At 54.6% G+C, this 18,039-nt stretch carries 10 protein-coding genes and 1 pseudogene; all 11 read right to left on the bottom strand.

Going from position 1 to position 18,039, the window contains the following annotated elements; genetic code table 11:
• Positions 1-7: 7 nt before the first annotated feature.
• The 11 genes and pseudogenes from rsfS to L8V01_RS03645 all read right to left on the bottom strand — a co-directional run bounded on the left by rsfS (position 8) and on the right by L8V01_RS03645 (position 17,746).
• Positions 8-451 (bottom strand): ribosome silencing factor, encoded by a 444-nt coding sequence (gene rsfS, locus L8V01_RS03595; protein WP_198493287.1) that lies wholly within the window; start codon positions 449-451, stop codon positions 8-10.
• 148 nt (positions 452-599) lie between these two features.
• The gene (gene nadD, locus L8V01_RS03600) at positions 600-1,217 is read right to left on the bottom strand and encodes a nicotinate-nucleotide adenylyltransferase (protein ID WP_269945770.1); all 618 of its coding nucleotides are present in this window, start codon (positions 1,215-1,217) and stop codon (positions 600-602) included.
• A gap of 23 nt (positions 1,218-1,240) precedes the next feature.
• On the bottom strand, positions 1,241-2,509 hold the full coding sequence (locus tag L8V01_RS03605; RefSeq protein ID WP_269945771.1) for a glutamate-5-semialdehyde dehydrogenase: 1,269 nt from the start codon (positions 2,507-2,509) through the stop codon (positions 1,241-1,243).
• A 97-nt stretch (positions 2,510-2,606) separates the two neighbouring features.
• The gene (locus L8V01_RS03610) at positions 2,607-3,512 is read right to left on the bottom strand and encodes a D-isomer specific 2-hydroxyacid dehydrogenase family protein (protein WP_269945772.1); all 906 of its coding nucleotides are present in this window, start codon (positions 3,510-3,512) and stop codon (positions 2,607-2,609) included.
• Positions 3,512-4,442, bottom strand: a pseudogene (locus L8V01_RS03615) (D-isomer specific 2-hydroxyacid dehydrogenase family protein). Before L8V01_RS03615 ends, L8V01_RS03610 begins: the two are co-directional and overlap by 1 nt.
• A gap of 33 nt (positions 4,443-4,475) precedes the next feature.
• Positions 4,476-5,708 (bottom strand): glutamate 5-kinase, encoded by a 1,233-nt coding sequence (gene proB / locus L8V01_RS03620; RefSeq protein ID WP_269945773.1) that lies wholly within the window; start codon positions 5,706-5,708, stop codon positions 4,476-4,478.
• A gap of 60 nt (positions 5,709-5,768) precedes the next feature.
• Complete coding sequence (gene obgE, locus L8V01_RS03625; RefSeq protein WP_269945774.1) at positions 5,769-7,301, bottom strand: GTPase ObgE; 1,533 nt, start codon at positions 7,299-7,301, stop codon at positions 5,769-5,771.
• Positions 7,302-7,386: 85 nt separating this feature from the next.
• Complete coding sequence (locus L8V01_RS03630) at positions 7,387-8,322, bottom strand: class C sortase (protein WP_269945775.1); 936 nt, start codon at positions 8,320-8,322, stop codon at positions 7,387-7,389.
• Between the two features lie 2 nt (positions 8,323-8,324).
• Positions 8,325-9,710 carry a hypothetical protein gene (locus L8V01_RS03635; RefSeq protein WP_269945776.1) on the bottom strand — a complete coding sequence of 462 codons (1,386 nt, stop codon included), beginning with the start codon at positions 9,708-9,710 and terminating at the stop codon, positions 8,325-8,327.
• A 234-nt stretch (positions 9,711-9,944) separates the two neighbouring features.
• Entirely contained in the window at positions 9,945-11,447 is a 1,503-nt protein-coding gene (locus L8V01_RS03640; RefSeq protein ID WP_269945777.1) for a SpaH/EbpB family LPXTG-anchored major pilin, read from the bottom strand.
• A gap of 359 nt (positions 11,448-11,806) precedes the next feature.
• Positions 11,807-17,746, bottom strand: a complete 5,940-nt coding sequence (locus tag L8V01_RS03645) for a DUF5979 domain-containing protein (protein WP_269945778.1) — start codon at positions 17,744-17,746, stop codon at positions 11,807-11,809.
• Between the last annotated feature and the right edge of the window lie 293 nt (positions 17,747-18,039).

Here is an 18,039-nt window from a genome sequence, read left to right on the forward strand (position 1 = left end):
AGGGGGTTTAAAGCTCCTCGTCCTCGCCTGGGACCTTATCGGCCAGTGGGAGCTCATCGATGGAATCGACCTCGCGCGGATTGACGCCATTGGTCCATTCACCGGGGCGCTCTGGGGCCTCGATGCCCTCAATCTCTAGTGCCGGGCAATCGTGGTACAGGCGATCCAAGCCATAGAACTCGCGCTGGTCATTGCGCTGAACGTGGACGACGATATTGCCATAATCCAGCAGCACCCAGCGGTTTTCGCGGTTGCCCTCGCGGCGCTGCGGCTCAAATCCTTGCTTGGTCATCTCATCTTCGACTTCATCCACGATGGAGGCCACCTGGCGCTCGTTATCCGCAGAAGCTAGCACGAAGACCTCGGTAATGGCGAGGACATCGGAGACATCAATTGCTGCGATATTGGTGGCCAGTTTTTCCTGCGCGGCGTGTGCCGCGGTTTCTGCCATGCGGCGGGCAAGATCAGAAGTAGACAATGTGTAAATAATCCCTTTTCGCGTCTGAGTACATTCGGAATGAACTATCTCTAGTGACAGTCTATTCTTGCACGTTTAGCAGGGCCGTGCCCAAAAATCTGTACCAGCCCAGTGGAAGTTTCTACAGGGGCTTATCCGGGTTTGGCCCGTAGAGATTATTCTTGGTGATGTACTGCACCACCCCATCCGGAACGAGGTACCACACGGGCTGGCCTTGGGCGGCGCGCTCGCGGCAAGCGGTAGAAGAGATGGCCATGGCGGGGATATCGATAAGATCAATATCCTCCTGCGCATCGGCAGGCAGCATATCGGCGCTTAGCTCATAGCCTGGGCGGGTAACGCCCACAAAGTGCGCCATCTCCAGCATCTCTTCCCAGTTATGCCAGCTCATGATGGATGCCAGCGAATCGGCACCGGTAATGAAGTAAAACTCCGCATCCGGGAAGAGTTCGCGCAGGTCGCGCAGCGTATCGATGGTATATGTGGGCCCCTCGCGGTCAATATCTACGCGCGAGACGGTAAAACGCGGATTAGAGGCCGTGGCCACCATCGTCATCAAGTAGCGGTGCTCGGCCGCAGTGACGTCGCGGTGGGACTTTTGCCACGGCTGACCGGTGGGAACAAAGACGACGGTATCGAGGGCAAAACGGTGTGCGGCCTCGCTGGCCGCTACCAAGTGGCCGTTGTGGATGGGGTCAAAGGTGCCACCCATGATGCCGATGCGCTGTGGGCTAGTCATGGATGGCGATTATAGCCGCACTACTAGGGGCGGGTCTGACCGGTACCCTGCAGGATCCACTTGCTAGAGGTCAGCTCCGGAAGCGCCATCGGGCCGCGGGCGTGCAGCTTCTGGGTGGAAATGCCGATTTCGGCGCCCATGCCGTAGACCTCACCATCGGTAAAGGCGGTAGAGGCGTTGAGCATGACCGCGGCGGCATCCACCTCGTTGCCAAACTTCACTAGGACGTCGGCATCCTGCGCGGCGATGGCCTCGGTGTGGCCAGTGGTGAACTCGGCGATATGGTCGATGGCGCCATCGACGCCGTCGACCACCTTGGCGCAGATATCCATGGACAGCGATTCCTCGCGCCAGTCCTCATCGGTGGCCTGCACGGCATCCTTGACGCCGAAGCCCTCGAGCTCGGCGACGTCACCGTGGATGGTCACACCCTCATCCTGCAGCGCGGTGATGATGCGCAGCTTGGCGGAGTCGTCCAAAGCGGCGTCGATAAGCACGCACTCCGTGGAATTGCACACGGAGGTGCGGCGGGTCTTGCCGTTGATGACCATGTCGATGGCCTTGTCCAAGTCAGCTGAGGCATCCACGTAGAAGTGGCAATTGCCGGTGCCGGTCTCAATGGCCGGGACGGTGGCGCCGGTGACCACGGCTTCAATGAGCTTCGCGCCGCCGCGCGGGATGACAAGGTCCACTAGGCCTCGGGCGGTGATGAGATCCTGGACGGAATCGTGGGTCTCGCACGGCAGAAGCTGCACGGCCTCGCGCGGAAGGTCAAACTCGGCGAGGGTATCCTGCAAGATTTCTACCAGCTTGGTATTGGAATTGCGGGCGGATTTAGAGCCGCGCAGCAGCGGCACGTTGCCGGACTTGATGGCCAAACCAAAGGCGTCCACGGTGACGTTCGGGCGGGCCTCATAGACCATGCCCATCACACCGAGTGGGACGCGGACCTGCTTCATCTGGATGCCATTGTCCATGGTGCGGCCCTGCAGGATCTCGCCTACTGGGTCCTGCAGGCTGGCAACCTGGCGCAGGCCGCCAGCGATGCCCTCCACGCGCGCGGCGTCAAGGGACAGGCGGTCAATGAGGGACTCGGACATGCCGCGCTCGCGGCCAGCTTCGATATCTTGCTTATTAGCGGCGAGGATATCCTCGGTGTGGGCAATGAGGTTTTCGGCTGCGCGCTGCAAGATTTCGTTCTTGCGCGGCGTGGATAGCTGCGCCACGACGGGCGCAACCTCCTTGGCAGCACGGGCTTTGGACAGAACTTCTTCGCGTTCAGTGTTGCTCATGCCATACCAGCCTAACGAAAGGTCGCGCGCATTTCAGCGACCTCAGCCGCGGTGGGGTTGAGCTGGCCATCGTCAGCGCGGTTACTGGGGCTTTCCATCAGTAGCCGGCTTCAATATCTACTTCCGTGGGGATTTCTTCACCGGCGGCAAAGCGCTCCATGACCTTTGCTGCATGCGCACCGATGCGGCGGCGCACCGAATACGGCGGATTGGCAAGGTGCGGGGTAATGACCACGTTGGGCATCTCCCATAGCGGGTGGCCATCAGGCAACGGTTCTGGATCGGTGACGTCAAGGCCGGCGCCGGCGATCTGGCCGGCGCGCAGGGCATCGACCAGCGCATCGGTATCCACTAGCGGGCCGCGCCCAACGTTAATGACCACGGCGTGGTTGGGCATGGAGCGGAAGGCGGCGGCGCCGAAAAGCTGGCGGGTCTGTTCCGTTAGCGGAGCGAGCGCCACGAAATAATCGGCGGCCGGCCACACGCGCTCGATATCGGAGGTGGCATAGGTTTCATCGGCGCCTTCAACCGGGTTACCGGAGCGATTGACCGCAATGATGCGTGGGCCGAAGCCTTCTAGCATGCGGATGAGCCGCTTGCCGATGCCCCCGGCACCCACCACCGCCACCGTCTTATCCTCAAAAAGGAAGCTGGTATGGGCTTCGACCTCATCGCGGTTATCCCAGCTCGTTCCCACGTGCTTGTGCGCATGCAATTGGGCGAGCAGGAGCGCAATGGTGGACTCGGCCACGGTGGCGTCATATAGCCCGGCGGCATTGGACCAGCGGGCGGAAGTATTCCGCATGACATCGAGCAGGTGGTCCACACCAGCAAACGGAACTTGGACTAAGCCCACGCTTGGCGGCAGGGGCTGCGGGAAATCATCCGGGCCACCGTTGAAGATGAGAGCCTCGGCTTTCTCCAGTGGGGCGCGTTCGTGCCCAGCGGCATCGAGGGCCTGCAGGGTTTCCTCCCACGGGGTGGGCAACATCGCGTACTTCATTAGTATCCGGCCTCCACATCCACGCGGGTGGGCATAGCCTCTCCCCTCTCCCACGCCGCGGCATTGGCGTTGAAGATAGCGCCCAAGTGAAACTGAGCTACGTGTGCGGAAGCGGCCATGTGGGGCGTCATGGTGCAATTGGGCAGGTCATAAAGCGGATGGCCATCGGGCAGCGGCTCCGGATCCATAACCTCCAAGCCGGCGCCGGCGATTTCGCCGCTGCGCAAGGCTTTCACAAGGTCATCGGTAACCACGGTGCTGCCGCGGCCGACGTTGATAAAGATGGCGGAGGGCTTCATGGCGCGGAAAGTGGCGGCATCGATAAGCCCCTCCGTGTCCTTGGTCGCCGGGAGGATGCAGAAGATAAAATCCGCTTCGCCCCACACGTGCTGGGCTTTATCCATGGGCACCACCTCATCGGCGCCTTCCACCGCACGGCCGGAGCGATTGACCGCGGTAATGCGCACGCCGAACGGCTTCAGGAGCCTAATTAGCTGCTTGCCGATGCCCCCTGCGCCAAAGATCGCCACCTTCTTCGGCCCTTGCTGGTTATAGAGCCAGGCTTGGGATTCATCAAGTTGCTGAGCCACCGACCACGAGGCGGCCTGGGCGAAGGCCTTATGATGATGCGCTTGGGAAAGCGCCAAGCCCAGTGCGGACTCGGCCACCGGCTGGGCAAAAGCACCGGCGGAATTGCACCACGGCACGCCGTCTGGGGTGATCACCCCGGCGTCAATTAGCTGATTCACACCGGTAAAACAATGCTGCACCCAACCGATATTCTCCGGCATCTCGGGGATGCGGCGTGGGTTGGGGGGCATTGTTGATGTAGACCTCGGCATCCTCAATGCTGCTTACACGCTGATGCCCGGCAGCTTCGATATCTTCTACCATCGGCTGCCAGGTTTCCGGTCCCATGAAATACTTCATGCCCCAACCATACGGGGAATCCCAGACTCGGGTTTAGATGCGGGAGGCGAAGTTGGAAAGGTAGTCCGCGTGGACGACGGAACGGCGCTGCTCCTCAGGAAGCTCTTCCATCTTCTTCCCCTTAATGGCGTGCAGCTCCTCGGAATCGAAGCGCACTTCGCCACGGCCGATGACCTCACCATTCGGGCCCAGGATGTCGATGATTTCTCCCTTATTGAACTCGCCCTGCACATCAGTAATGCCAACGGCGAGCAGCGAGGTGCCGCCCTTGGTGACGGCCTCCTTGGCGCCTTCATCGAGGCGGACGGCTCCGCCGGTATCGGCGCAGTAGAGCGCCCAGAACTTCCAGGCGGACAGCTGGCGTTCCTCGCGGGTGTGGAAGACGGTGCCCACGGAGGCGTCGGCAAGCGCGGGGCCAATGTTATCCGTGGAGGTCAGCAGCACTGGAATGCCGCCGCGGGTAGCCAGGCGGGCCGCGGAAACCTTGGTGGCCATGCCGCCGGTGCCGACCTTGCCGCCATCGCCAGCCACAACGCCCTTCAAGTCCTTGCCGGTGCGCACCTCATCGATGAACTTGGCATCCGGCTCGGCAGGGTTCTTATCGTACAAACCAGGCACGTCAGAAAATAGGAAGAGCGCGTCCGCGCCCACTAGGTTTGCCACCAGCGCGGAGAGGCGATCGTTATCGCCAAAGTGCATTTCCGACGTCGCCACCGCATCGTTCTCGTTCACGATGGGGATGGTGCGCAGCTGGCGCAGGCGATCGATGGTGCGCTGCGCATTGCGGGCACGATCGCGGTGTCCAGTATCGGAGGCGGTCAACAAAACCTGGCCGATGGTGCGCTTATAACGCGCAAAGGACTGGCCCCACACATAGGCCAGATGCACCTGGCCTACAGACGCGGAAGCCTGCTTGGTAGCCAAATCGGTCGGCCGCTGGTGCAGGCCGAGTGGGCCCATACCGGCGGCAACCGCACCGGAGGAGACGATGATGACATCGGAGCGGCCCATGCGCGCATGGACGGCATCGACGATGTGATCAATCTTTTCCTGGGAGACACGGAAGTTCTCATCCGTAAGAGAAGAGGAACCAATCTTTACCACGACGCGCTTAGCCTGAGCGATTTCGTGGCGGAGATCCGACTCAAACCCCGAAGCAGTGGGGTTTTCAACGCGAGGTTCCGGGAAAGGGGTATCAGCGGTAGGACCGGCAAAAGGTTCTACCGGAAGCGGAAGGATGGATTCTTTCTGTTCATCAGAAGACATGCCAACCGAGTTTACAAAGCCTACCCTCTAGCACACCCCAAGAATAGGGGGATCTGGAAATTAGCCCTGCCACCTATCGCGGTTAGCGCCCTCGCGGGTGACCTCTTCATCATTGCCATAATCGTACTCATCAATAAGGCCACGGCGCGCCTGCGAGGCACGCTTGCGCTCCGCTGCAGAAGCGCGGGCGGTTCCCTTAAGGCGAGCATCCTCGCCGCGGCTAGCCATTGTCGGATCACCGCCGGTCATCGGCTCCCACTCAAAGGTAATGCCGCCGATAGTCACCGGGCAGCCTTCTACAGCACCCTGCTCGCGCAGCTCATCCTCCACGCCGGCCTTGGCCAAGCGGTCCGCCAAGAAGCCCACTGCCTCATCATTTTCAAAGTCAGTCTGGGTAATCCAGCGATCAATCTTCTTGCCCTCAACAATGAAGCCACCCTCGACCTCAGGATCGACCTTCACGGTGAAATCAGCAAACGCGCCGGTATGCTTCTTATGGCCCTGGGCCTTGGGATGGATAACGGTGTGGTTCTTATCCTTTTTTGGCAACGGCTGAGCCTTGCGGTGTTCGGTCACCATATCCATGAGCCGGAATTTCAGCGGATCCAGACCCTTGCGAGCGACGGCCGAAATAATAAAGACAGGCCAGCCAAATTTCTCTTCCAGATCATCCTTGACAAATTCCGCCAGCTCTTCGGCCTCAGGCACATCTGCCTTATTCAAGATGATGACGCGCGGGCGCTCACGCAGATCCCCTAAACCAGTATCTTCCTGCAAAGCCTCCTGGTACTTAGCCAACTCATTTTCCATCGCCTCAATATCAGAGACCGGATCACGGCCGGGCTCAATGGTGGCGGTATCCACCACATGGGCAAGCACCGCCGTGCGTTCAATATGACGCAAAAAGTCTAGACCGAGCCCCTTGCCATCGGCCGCGCCCGGGATAAGCCCCGGCACGTCCGCGATAGTAAAGGAACTATCTCCCATATCCACCACGCCAAGGTTCGGCTGCAGCGTAGTAAAGGGATAATCACCGATCTTTGGCTTTGCGGCCGACAACACCGAGATGAGCGAGGACTTACCTGCCGATGGAAAGCCCACCAGCCCTACATCCGCCATGGATTTCAGTTCGAGGATCAGATCATGTGCCTGGCCCGGCTCACCTTGTAGAGCAAAACCCGGCGCCTTGCGGTTTTTTGAGGCCAATGCGGCATTGCCCAAACCGCCAAAGCCGCCTTCTGCGGCCACAAACCGCGTTCCCGGAACGGTAAGGTCCGCCAAGGTTTCGCCCTTTTCAGTGCGGACCACCGTGCCCGCCGGGACCTCCAAAATCAGGTCTTCACCGCGAGCACCATTGCGCATATCGCCGGCGCCATTGCCGCCGCGTTGCGCCTTAATATGCGGGCGGTAGTGGAAATCCATAAGAGTATGGATTTGTTCAGAGACCTCGAGGATGATGTCACCGCCGTGCCCACCATTGCCACCATCCGGGCCACCCAAGGGCTTAAACTTCTCGCGGTGGACAGACACACAGCCGTGTCCACCGTCGCCTGCTTGCAGGTGCAGGACAACGCGGTCAATAAAACGTGCCATGAACTGCTCTCTCCTCGAATTTGGTTGAGACCAAAAGTCTATCAGTTCACTTGGATTTTAAACCATGCGTAGTTTTGGCTGTTCCTCATTCGGACGCTTCGTTCGCCCTCTTTTCCTCGGCCTCTTTTTGGCGCTCGGCCTCCTGTGCTTCCTTTTCTTTCTTTTTCTTACGGCGGCGATGATTCTTCCACCAGATAAGAAATAGCGTCAACAAGATAATGAGGACTACCAAAATCATCCACCACGACCAACCGAATCCCGCTGGAGAAGGCTCTGGGTTCCCCGGATCTAGCGGGTAGCGCTCTGCATGGACCAGTAACCTGTCCGTATTGAGGCCATACGGCGTACACGTAATTAGCGTGATTTTGTCGTGGCCAGGCTCGTACGTGACAGCATCATAGTCATCCGGTTTGACGACCTCGCGGCTGGTCATCTTATATCGAAGCCGCTCCCCCATTACGTCGATATAGATGTCGTCGCCTTCCTTCAGTGTGGGAAGGCGGTCGAACATCCCTGCGTTGACCATGCCAGTGTGCGCTGAAATAACGGAGTTAGTGCCATCGCCTCCGACGGGAAGCGTGGACCCAAACATATGCCCTGCTCCGCCGTATAACACCTTAGGCGCAGTGGTGTGGAAGACCGGCAAGTCTACGTCGATGGACGGAATGCGAATGCGGGCAATCATTCCGGTTGGACCATCTACATTCAACTGAGACATATAGTCATCCATCCCCGGATCGGTACTTACCGGTGGACGGGCGTGCGGCCCCTCTGCAAGCAGGCGGTCGTTATACTCATGTGCGCGTTGCAGCTGATGTGCTTTTTCATCATCGCTCAGATCAGCCACTTTGCCGCTATAGGCCTCCGTTTGTCGCATCAGCTTATTGTGATTAGCAAGCGTGGATACGACGGGGTAAAGCAGCAACAAGGCACCAAGAATCAAGGCAATGATTGAAACCGCATTGCTTTTCTTGCGTTTTTTCTGCTCTGCAGCTGGCCTTTCTTCCGCGCTAACCGTCACCTTTATTCCTCATCTGCTTCAGCCTGCGTAAGCGATTCGTCTTCCTCTTCACCTCGCCGACGAAGGAGAAGTATCAAGCCTACGAGGATAAGGAGTACTGCTACTACGGTTATACCTATAACAGAAGCACCGGTGGATGCTAGGCTCCCCAAAATTCCTGAATCGGCGCCGCCGTCCTTGGCAGCTTCAGGGTCGCCCTCTTCTGGCGATAATGGACCTGTATGCCCCTCTTTATCAGGAGCAACGGGAAAGCCTGGCCCCTCACTCGGCTGGCTCGGCTGCTCCGTAGTCGGTTCCGACTCGCTGGGCTCCTGTGAAGGAGAAACAGCCGGCATATCACTCGATGAGGATTCTATTGTCGATGGAGCGGGCTCTACAGAATCGGATTGCTGTGGAGTGGGCTTAGTAGTTTGCGTACTGCTTTCGGAAGGCGGGAAGCAAGATTCAAAGTCAAAGATCGAGATGCTTGTGCTTCCCGACGCCTCTACTTCGCTACGCTCAGCATCCATACCATCCGTTGCCAACGTGGTCGTAGCGTGCAATTCGCCTTTGGCATCTTGCTTGGCCCTCACAGAAAGCGTGGCCTTGACGGTGGTATTTGGATCTAGCGCGCGCAATTGAGCTAATTCCTTTAATGCCCCGCCTTTAAGCTCAATTATGAGCTTATTTCCTGCAAGCTCCACGGTATATTCATCAGTATCAAGTTCTTGGGCCTCTCCGGCACCGACGATTCGCACAGATTCCACAGCAGAACGCTTAGCATTCTCCGTGTCGGCTGCCAGTTGCAGCATCTCCCCTGCTGCGAGGATCTGCACCGATTCGCCATTTTCATCTTGCACATCGTGCATATCCGAAAGTTCAGTGGACAGACGATAATGCCCGATAGTGCCATCGGTGCTGATATTCGGGGTTGCAGCGGAAACCTCATATTTCACTCGTCCGCCAGGTGCAACCGCATAACGCTCACCGGGAACCAGGCACGACGTGCGTGGAGTGATACTTACGTTGAGCACTTGAGCCTTTAATTCGACTCGCTGGTCCTCACCATCGCCGGAAACCGCGACTACGAACGGAGCATAAGACACACGTGGGTCCTGCGAGCTGGGGTCATCAGCAACATCGATGAGATAAACCCCCGGATCAACATCGTGAAATGTAGCCCTACCACCGTCGCTGGTGATTTTTCCTTCAGGAACGAATCGCTTGGGCTCATTTTCCAGAAGCTGTGGGACATCTAACGTAGGCAGGTCTTTTAGGCCTACCCCATCAATGCGTGATAGCTGTAGGGTCCTGTCACCGATTTCCGCAAACCAGTCCTTACCCACAGACTCTGTTAGATCTACGTGGATGTCACTGCTGCTACCCTTCGTAGTGGCAGCGGAAGCCACCGCAATTCCTCCGGCCGCCGGAGAAGGTCCCGGAAAAGATTGCGCTGACAGCCCAGCCACCAGTCCCAACGCGAAAATTGCGGAACCGGTGCGCCGTAGCTGCCTTTTTTGCTCGCCCACTTTCAAGACCTTCTTTCCAAACCGGCTATCGGGCATGCATTAATCCACTGCATGCCCGATTACCGCTTCTTGCTGGCGCGCACAAGTTCGGCGCCGAGCCATCAAATTGCCCAGTTAAGCGTTACGACGCTTCAACTGATAAGCAGCACCACCGATGAATAGGAGTGCGCCTAGGCCCAGGATGATGAGCATCGTTCGCATACCGGTGGCGGGGAGCTTGCCCCAGATATTGTCCTTCACGTCGTTGACAGTTGCGGTATAGAGGATTCTTTCAGTACCGCTGCGCTTGGTTGAAGTTTTTTCCAAGTGCTGGGGATCCGGATTCACCAAATAGCCAGCTGGCGCCTTAGTCTCTACCGCACAATAATTCTTATCTGGATCAAACTGCAAGAAGTAACCATCAGCCACTGCAGCTTGAGAGGAATCGCCCTTAGCCTCAATAGTCGCATCTGCAGCCGCAGTGCCTTCCGAGTTTGCTCCCTTAATGGGTTCAGCACCCTCCGCTACGCTCCACTTACTACCTTGCTCGGTGCATTCAAAGATCTGGAACTGAGCTCCAGAACCGTTTTTATCATCCTCGGTAGCTTCACCATTCAGGTTCTTGGTAATAGAGACGTCATTGTAATGAGTTACGGTAGGCCCCTCTACGTCTCCGCCAGGAGTCGTCGGAATATCATTGTCCTTGATGTGCTCCGTCGCCGTATTCTCAATTTGACCGTTTGCAGGAATGCTCAAAACCCCGGCGTTGAATTCAACCTTCACTTGAAGGTCTGGGGTCTCTGCACGGGCGTCCGCCAGCTTTTTAAGCCCTTCTTTGGTAAACGCAACGCGAAGGTTTTTACCGTTGATCGTCACTGTGTAGTCGGTTTTACTATCGAGTGCCAGGCTACCTGCGGAGACGCTTACGTTTTCAGCGGAATCGGCATAATCCAAATGCTTATTGAGATCATCTGATATCTCGAGCTCTGGAATACTGCGATCACCACTCTGATCAACGTCTCCCGCCGGGACCGGTGCGGTAATGGTGTACTTAATTGTGTCGCCTACGTTGGCGTTCTTATTGTCCGAAGTCTTCGTAGGCTGAATGAGCTGATTCTTCGGAGAGACGGTCGGATTGTAGTTAATCGAACCATCATTTTCAGTCAGTGGAATAGTCACCAAGAACGGCGATCCGACTGTGTACTTAGAACCTTCAACCGGCAGCTCGGTCACTCGGTACATTCCGACTGGAAGGTTCGAAAACTTTGCCGTACCTTCCTTGTTGGTCTCCAGTGTCTGCTCTGTGAACGACTCATCCTTTGTCGCTTGAGCAGCGCCTTCAGCTACTATATTTCCCGCTTCTGTCCAGCCAGCTGCGGTATCAAGCGCATTATCCAACTTGATCTTTTCGATCTTGAATTTCATTCCTTCAAGATGATCGGTAGCTCCTGGATCTCCGGCGCGCTTATCGATAGTCAGGGAGCCAGTTTTACTAGCGTCAATAGTTTGACGAGCAGAAGCTGCGGGAGTTTGAGTTCCGGAAGTGTCATCTCCAGGCGCGGCTAGAGCAGCCGGGCTTGACACAGCCACGCCGGCTGCGAGAGCGATAGCGAAAGTTTTGGACAAAAGACGGGACATAAAAAGAGGATCCTCTCGTGGATACCTAAACCGGGGTAGTATCTCTGACGGTCGGCATGAATAGGGCAAATTCTGGGTAGATTATAAGTGCTGGAGTAAGGCTTGCACAAGCCGAGAGACATTGATTCTTAAGAAACCTCCATATCTAATACAAGGAGCCTGCCGGTAACAGCGTCCTTACCAAAAATTTGGCACCTAGCTTCCGGAGAAAGCAAATACCTGCAGATTTCCGCGTAATCAATTTCCTTTAGTAACAAAGAGAAGCCACAGCGAAATTACTCCGCCGCAGCTTCCCTTTCTCAGCCTCCGCAGTCTAACAACTAGTTGCCTATTACTACTGTCAGCTGGCCTGTCGTTATCTAGCTCTCGTCTTCATCCGAACGACGGAGATAGCGCCATAGTCCAAAGCCCAATAGCAGCAGTCCCAGTACTAGGACCCAAATTAAGGTTTGCATACCGGTTTCTGGCAGCAGCCCACCAATGAGTCCAGACGGTCGAAGCGCTCCTTGGCTATCACTTGCAGATGCTTTCAACTGATAGCCATTATCATTTGCCGTAGCTGTTACTTCAACCTTCGGCTCACCGTCTTCCGGATAGTGATAGGTCTCATTTTCGCCTACAGGAATCGCAACTTCGAATGAGCAGGAGAACGTGCTGCCTTCTTTCAGCGATTTAGGCGGAGCGCATACCTCAGTAGGAATTACACCGTTCGCGCCAACTTTCGCAGATTTCCCATCCTTAGATACTGTTAGTCCTGCAAGTGAAGCATCGGTCACGCGGAAATCCCGCAAGTCGTACGCACCATCATTTGTGACCTCATAAGACATCTTCATGTTTTGGGCCTTTGAGGGCAGCAAAGTTGTATCAAAGAGGTCACCTGTTAGTTTTCCTAACGGGGTACCCTCAATGGACTTCTTAACACTAAAAGCCGCAAATTTATTTTCTGCGGTCAGCGTCCAGCGGTCTCCAGAACGACTAGTGTCCGTTCCATTGTCGACTGGTCGCACTGTAAACGAAATCGGTCGAGTGGGTTCAGCCTTTGCGTCTGAGGCACTAGCGCCACCATTGGTGGCAGAGCCTGATGACTGCGGAGCATCAGGCTCGATCAGATCGCCAGAGTTAGATATCTGGAATATGGAATCACTGTTTTCAACCCCATCATCGGTTTCAAAGACGGTGCAGTTTCCATCGACTGGAATATTGCTGATGGTGTGACTTTGACCAGAACGCAGCGAAAACTCATTGTTTTGTGGAGAGGCTGCGTCCGTTGGATCACTACAGACTTGTCGGAAATGGAAGGTAGCGTCCTTGCCCACTTGGCCTACGGCTTCCTTAGTGAAAGTAGCGTCGTAGTGTGCCCGCGGGTGGTAGATATCAGTACCAATGACCAGATCTTCTTCAGTGGAAGGTAGATCTGCCGGTGTAGTAAAGGTGTAAGAATCTTTCTTGTTGTCCTTTGTTACCTCGTTGCGGGAGATATCAGCTAATGAGCCACTGCCGCCTTGGCGGCTATTGTTCAACCAAGTCGCATACTGGGTCAGCGGAGTACGGGCCCCTGCCGTGACTTCTAGTTGTCCACGTGGTTCCAAAGCTGGTCCACCCAACTTTAGTTCACACTCGGATCCCACAGGTAGAGCAACTGTCTGACCGCCACGCGGTGCTAGATCAGTCTTGGCAATCTCTTCGCTGCCTACCGCTGAAAGTGGAAACGACCGATTCACAATGCTATTGGCGGGATCCTTGCAGACTACATCTGCTGTGTAGCCTTGCGGATTTGTCCCCGCTAGGTAACCAAAGTTATTAACCACTAACCTTACGGGCGCGGTTCGGCGTTCTACTCGATTAACAAAATGTAGGTCTTTTGCTCCTTCAGCATTAGGTTCGGGAGAATAGCCGCTAACTGCCCGTTCATCGGGTGCTATTCGCAAGGCAGAAGGTGTATTAGTCGAATCCTGTTCCACGAACCGGCAGAAAGAGCCGGCCGGCACCACTGCTTCGTCGGAAGCAAATGAAAGAACTTGGTCGTCACCATCACTACCCGAGTCCTTAAACTCGGATTTCTTTAGCGCAGAAGGCAGGATGTATTTCGAGTTGGGCCTCAACTTCTCTGGGATAAATGAATCTTCACCAATATTGTTCGTTTGGTAGCCAATCGCCTTGCACTGCATGGTGAAGTTAAAGGCGTAATCATCAGGAACTTCCTTTAGATTGCCTTCGCGGCCAACAAGATCCTTGCTGATTTTAACCTTCGAGGTTTCATATTCGTAGTGGTTATCTAGGCGCACCCTATTGTCACCTGCTTCATCCACCGTGAAGAATGAAGGCGAGGTTGTCTGGTCGTCCTTTAGTTCCTGGTCGGGGTAGGCATTACCGCCTGCCCTATCGACGACCCAATCTACATATGCAGGGCGCAAATAGGCATTGAGATCATCGGTACCATCATTCATCTTCAAATTGAGTGAACCAAAGTGGTCGCCGGTGATTTGGCAATCGGCACCGACTGGAACTCCTTCGAAGAGTGCTTTACCTTCTCCCTTAATCGCACCGCTTTGTTGTTGCAAGACAGCTTCATCGCCGGTTTCTGGATCTCGGCATACTAAGTCGAACTTGTGATCATATAAAGCGTCCTGCAAATCTTTACCCGCATTTTTGTACTGATCACGAATGCTGTCACTTGGCAAAACAGCTCTCTTAGTCAGTTCAATGTCGGTGGTACGGCGCTTATAGGTGTTCGTCAGAACGATATCTACATCATCCGTGCTGTTGACGCTAAAGTCCGCTACACCGTCGTTTACATCGCTACCGTTTACACTGATAGCTTTCTGAAGCGTAATTCCTCGAGCGGTGGTCGTTTCGCCTTCAGTGATTTCGCATTTCGATCCGACGTTAACCGAAATCGGAGCAGTTTCTTTTCCTTGCTGTACGGTCGTAGAAACATGTACTCCCGCGGTGCCATCGGGGTTAGTACAGACCAGCTCGACGGGAAATACACGGTTAGATTTGATCTCACGACGCTGCTCCGAGATCAGGGAATTCGGGTCATCGAATTCCACCCTTTTAGAATCATTGATGTTCGCTTGGACAAAACCATAATCATGGTGCACATCCATGGTCGACTGCTCACCAATGGTGAATTCTTTGCCGTTTCCTATGTTGCTACCGGCGTCCTCATCGGCAGCGTAGAGATATTCCGCATCGCTTTTAATCGGATATTCTTCGCCACCCCTAGACGTTCTGCTATCGGAATCCCCGGTTTCTTCCAAGCGGCAATTTGTACCTTCTGGAACGTCAGCAGCTGGAATCTCAAGCCTATCTCCGGGTTTCAAATCAAACTTGGTGGAAAATCCGTTGTCGCATGTAAGCGAGTATGCCAAGGATTCTGGGAACAATGACTCTTGTCCAGTTGCACGTAGCGACACAGTTAGGCCTTTACCTGCGGGGGTAAACCGGTTGGTCACGGTCGCGGTGTTTTCTGCGGCGTTCACCGTAGTCTTTACGTTATCTGCATCGGTATTAAAGATCATGCCGCCAGCGACGTTTGGAGTTTCTTCGGTAAACGTACAGTCGTTTCCGTACGGGACGCCTAGTTTCCCACCCTGGTCGTTGAGCAGATTAGCATCGGCGGAGTCGTCCGAGACGAGCTGGGCAGTTCCGTTTGCTGGAACCACGACTTTTCCTGTAAGCGCTACTGAACGAGCCTTCCCATCTGCACCGGAAATATTACGCGTACCGCACCTATAAGTGAATGTATAGGAATCGGGAATTGTGCCGTTAACTTCGGATTCCACGACTTTATTCAGAGAAACTGTGCCTAGCTTCGGATCGAAAATATTAGTAACAGTAACTAAATTGCGATCCTGCCCGGACACCTTGTGAATGGTCGTTACTTTTTTGTTCTTCGCTTCGGCATTGCTCAGTTCAGTGCTCTGATCGCCACCATCAGACGAGCGTATCTTGGCACCTTTAAAGAGAGCCGTTGCCGTGTCACTTGGCTCATCTTCCCAAACCATGCAATCGGCGTTCACCCGCACATCCCCTACGGATTTCTCGTCTCCGTCGTGAGAGAGGGTCACTTTTCCTTCGCTGATGTTCTTCCCATCAGCAATGCAACGATAATTTACCTGGTAGTCCAGTGCCCTTACGTCCTCATTGCCCGCAGCAAGGCCAGAGATTTCCTTACGGATTACAAAAGGCGCAGTCAAATAATCGTAGCTGGTATCAAAATGCAACTCTCTCGTTGCACCCTTTGCAGGCAACGTAAAGTGATAGTCCCCGCTCTCATCGGGCTTAATACGCTGACCATCGAGACTTCCTATTCGACCAGCAAATTTCATAGTCTCTCGTTGCTGTTCGCTTAGGTCAGTTAATGGGGTAACCGTGCAATCACGCCCGACCGGAAGATCTGGGATATCAACCGAGTTAGACGGAGCGGCCTCTGTTAAATCGAGTGTTACCTCGCGCTGTCCCATATTTGTGCCTTGGCAACGAATACCAAATCGGTAGGTTCCTCCTATCTTTCCATCCTTTACAGGATCTCCCAGAATGCGCTTACTCAGTTTCAGCGTGGCTTTCTTATAGTCATAGTTATTTTGCGCGGCTGCGGACCCAGTTGCTCGGCCATCAGTATTAGAGCCAGTTGAATCCAGTTTTACCGTTACTGGGGTGTTAACGTCGCCAGTAGCTTGACCAGCATTCCAATCGAGTTTGAAATCAATGCCCTCTCCGGGCTTTCCACCATCTGCAAAATTTTCGGTGACGGTACAGGTAGACCCCTTGGGCAAAGTATTGATTGTCGTTTCGGTACCGCGCTCCAGTCGCACATCGTCTTCCAGCTTGACGTCGGGGTAAGCCGCGGAAAAATCACTACTAGGCGCAGTGCATTTATAGTGCAGAGTAAATTTTTGCAGCTGAATCTCGCTAAAGTTAGCTGCTGAGCCCTTCACGTCCTTGCGGAGTGTTAAAGAAGCCGGTTTATATTTTGCCTCCCAAGTAACCGAGCACTTGGGTTGCCTACGCTCAGACGAAGGCAATAGCAACGTTGAAGTACCTGTAGCTGTATCTTTCTTAAGCTCATAACCACTAGGAACACTGCCTTCCTTAATGTTTATATTTTCCGCGCTACCGGAGGTCGGTGTCAGGGTGCACTGCCATACTGGGTTATACCGATCAAAGGCCTTTTCTTTAGGCGAAGTTTGAGAACGAAAGCCTAGTTGATCCTGCGCGGTACCATCTGTGCCTAGCTTACGCATGACGGTGGTATATCCATTCGCAGGGTTGGGGAGATCGGTTGTAGCTTGTCCATCGCGCAAGAACGGAGTGTAGCTCGCGGTACGGGACTGATTGGTCGCTTCCTTTTCAAAGGATGACTCAACCTTTGCCATGCTGTCAGCACTGCCGAAGTTGACACGACTCATCGCAACTCCGATAGCTATTGCTTGCTTGCCAGAAGCGAGCGAAGCCATGCTAATTTCCATGTTTTGGGGTTTATCTACACCCACTACCCAAGAAGAGTGCGCATCTGTTTCGGTCGAGTGGCAAACAAACCCACGTTTACTGCCATCCGAAAGGGGGGCCCAAGCCGAATTCTTAGGCTCGTTTCCTGCACCGAACTGTTGTTCACAAGCCTTCTTCTCGTTGCCTGCCCGCAACTCTGTTGGAGGAGTTACTGTGCCACCGTCCACGCTAATCATTTCACCGATTCCGCCAGCACCAGTAGACTCCGCGTCAGCCACTGCAAAGCGATAGTTGCTTAACGGTGCGTTAACACCTGTACGCTTTACGACGATATTGCGCATCTTCAAGCGAACAAACGGAGAGCCCGACCCGTTCATCTGAAGAACATCCTTGGTGGAATTGCCCTCTTGCTTGTCAAAGAAACCCGGCTTGCCAAAGATTGATTGGTTCCAGGAAGGATTGGGCAAAGCCGAAAAAGTGGTTTGCGAATTTTTAGATACGATTTCGTAATCGAATTCGATGGTGTAGTCGCCCACTACCTTCCGTTTATGAACTGGAGCTGCAGTGGAATTGCTATTGACAACATTAACAGGAGAAACCATATCGCTGAGATCCAGCCAGCAAATTTGGCTCGCCCAAGGCTCAATTTCGCCTTTTCCTTTGCGGAAATCACAATCACCAAACCCCACTCCATCAGAGCTAGTAGGGTCCGCAGCTTCTGCCCTAGGAGCTGTCTGAGGCAGGACTAAAACAGCCACTGCAACTATCATGCTCATCACGAAAGCAAGTAAGCGGGTCAGAATAGGGCGGCGTGAGAAAAGCGGCTGGGTGGCAAAATGAGCCATCGTTACGTAATCCTTCCGGTTACATATCCGCCGAACTGGCTGGTTTAGAAGACTAGGTGTCGTAAAAGCACACGAGGTCGGCGTTATTCCAAAAGTATGTTACTCGGGATAGAGGCTCGTTTCCAGCCGCATATCATTACTGAGTGAAGAAATATTTATTTTTCGCTAAGGGATTAATTCTTTCCCAAGGTTGGCTTCTTAAACACTCTTTACCAGCTGAAATAAAGAAGCTTGAAGCAGTGGGGATGTATTCGTGGCGGCGTTGCCACCGCCGACTACCGAAACCTAGTTAA

It is taken from the genome of Corynebacterium curieae, assembly GCF_027570035.1.
Lineage (GTDB): Bacteria > Actinomycetota > Actinomycetes > Mycobacteriales > Mycobacteriaceae > Corynebacterium > Corynebacterium curieae.

What these genes read in the sequence shown, in the direction of transcription:
- L8V01_RS03640 (WP_269945777.1), bottom strand. Translation starts at nt 11,447, where the DNA reads ATGTCCCGTCTTTTGTCCAAAACTTTCGCTATCGCTCTCGCAGCCGGC.
- L8V01_RS03605 (WP_269945771.1), bottom strand. Translation starts at nt 2,509, where the DNA reads ATGAGCAACACTGAACGCGAAGAAGTTCTGTCCAAAGCCCGTGCTGCC.
- rsfS (WP_198493287.1), bottom strand. Translation starts at nt 451, where the DNA reads ATGGCAGAAACCGCGGCACACGCCGCGCAGGAAAAACTGGCCACCAAT.
- nadD (WP_269945770.1), bottom strand. Translation starts at nt 1,217, where the DNA reads ATGACTAGCCCACAGCGCATCGGCATCATGGGTGGCACCTTTGACCCC.
- L8V01_RS03645 (WP_269945778.1), bottom strand. Translation starts at nt 17,746, where the DNA reads ATGGCTCATTTTGCCACCCAGCCGCTTTTCTCACGCCGCCCTATTCTG.
- obgE (WP_269945774.1), bottom strand. Translation starts at nt 7,301, where the DNA reads ATGGCACGTTTTATTGACCGCGTTGTCCTGCACCTGCAAGCAGGCGAC.
- proB (WP_269945773.1), bottom strand. Translation starts at nt 5,708, where the DNA reads ATGTCTTCTGATGAACAGAAAGAATCCATCCTTCCGCTTCCGGTAGAA.
- L8V01_RS03610 (WP_269945772.1), bottom strand. Translation starts at nt 3,512, where the DNA reads ATGAAGTACGCGATGTTGCCCACCCCGTGGGAGGAAACCCTGCAGGCC.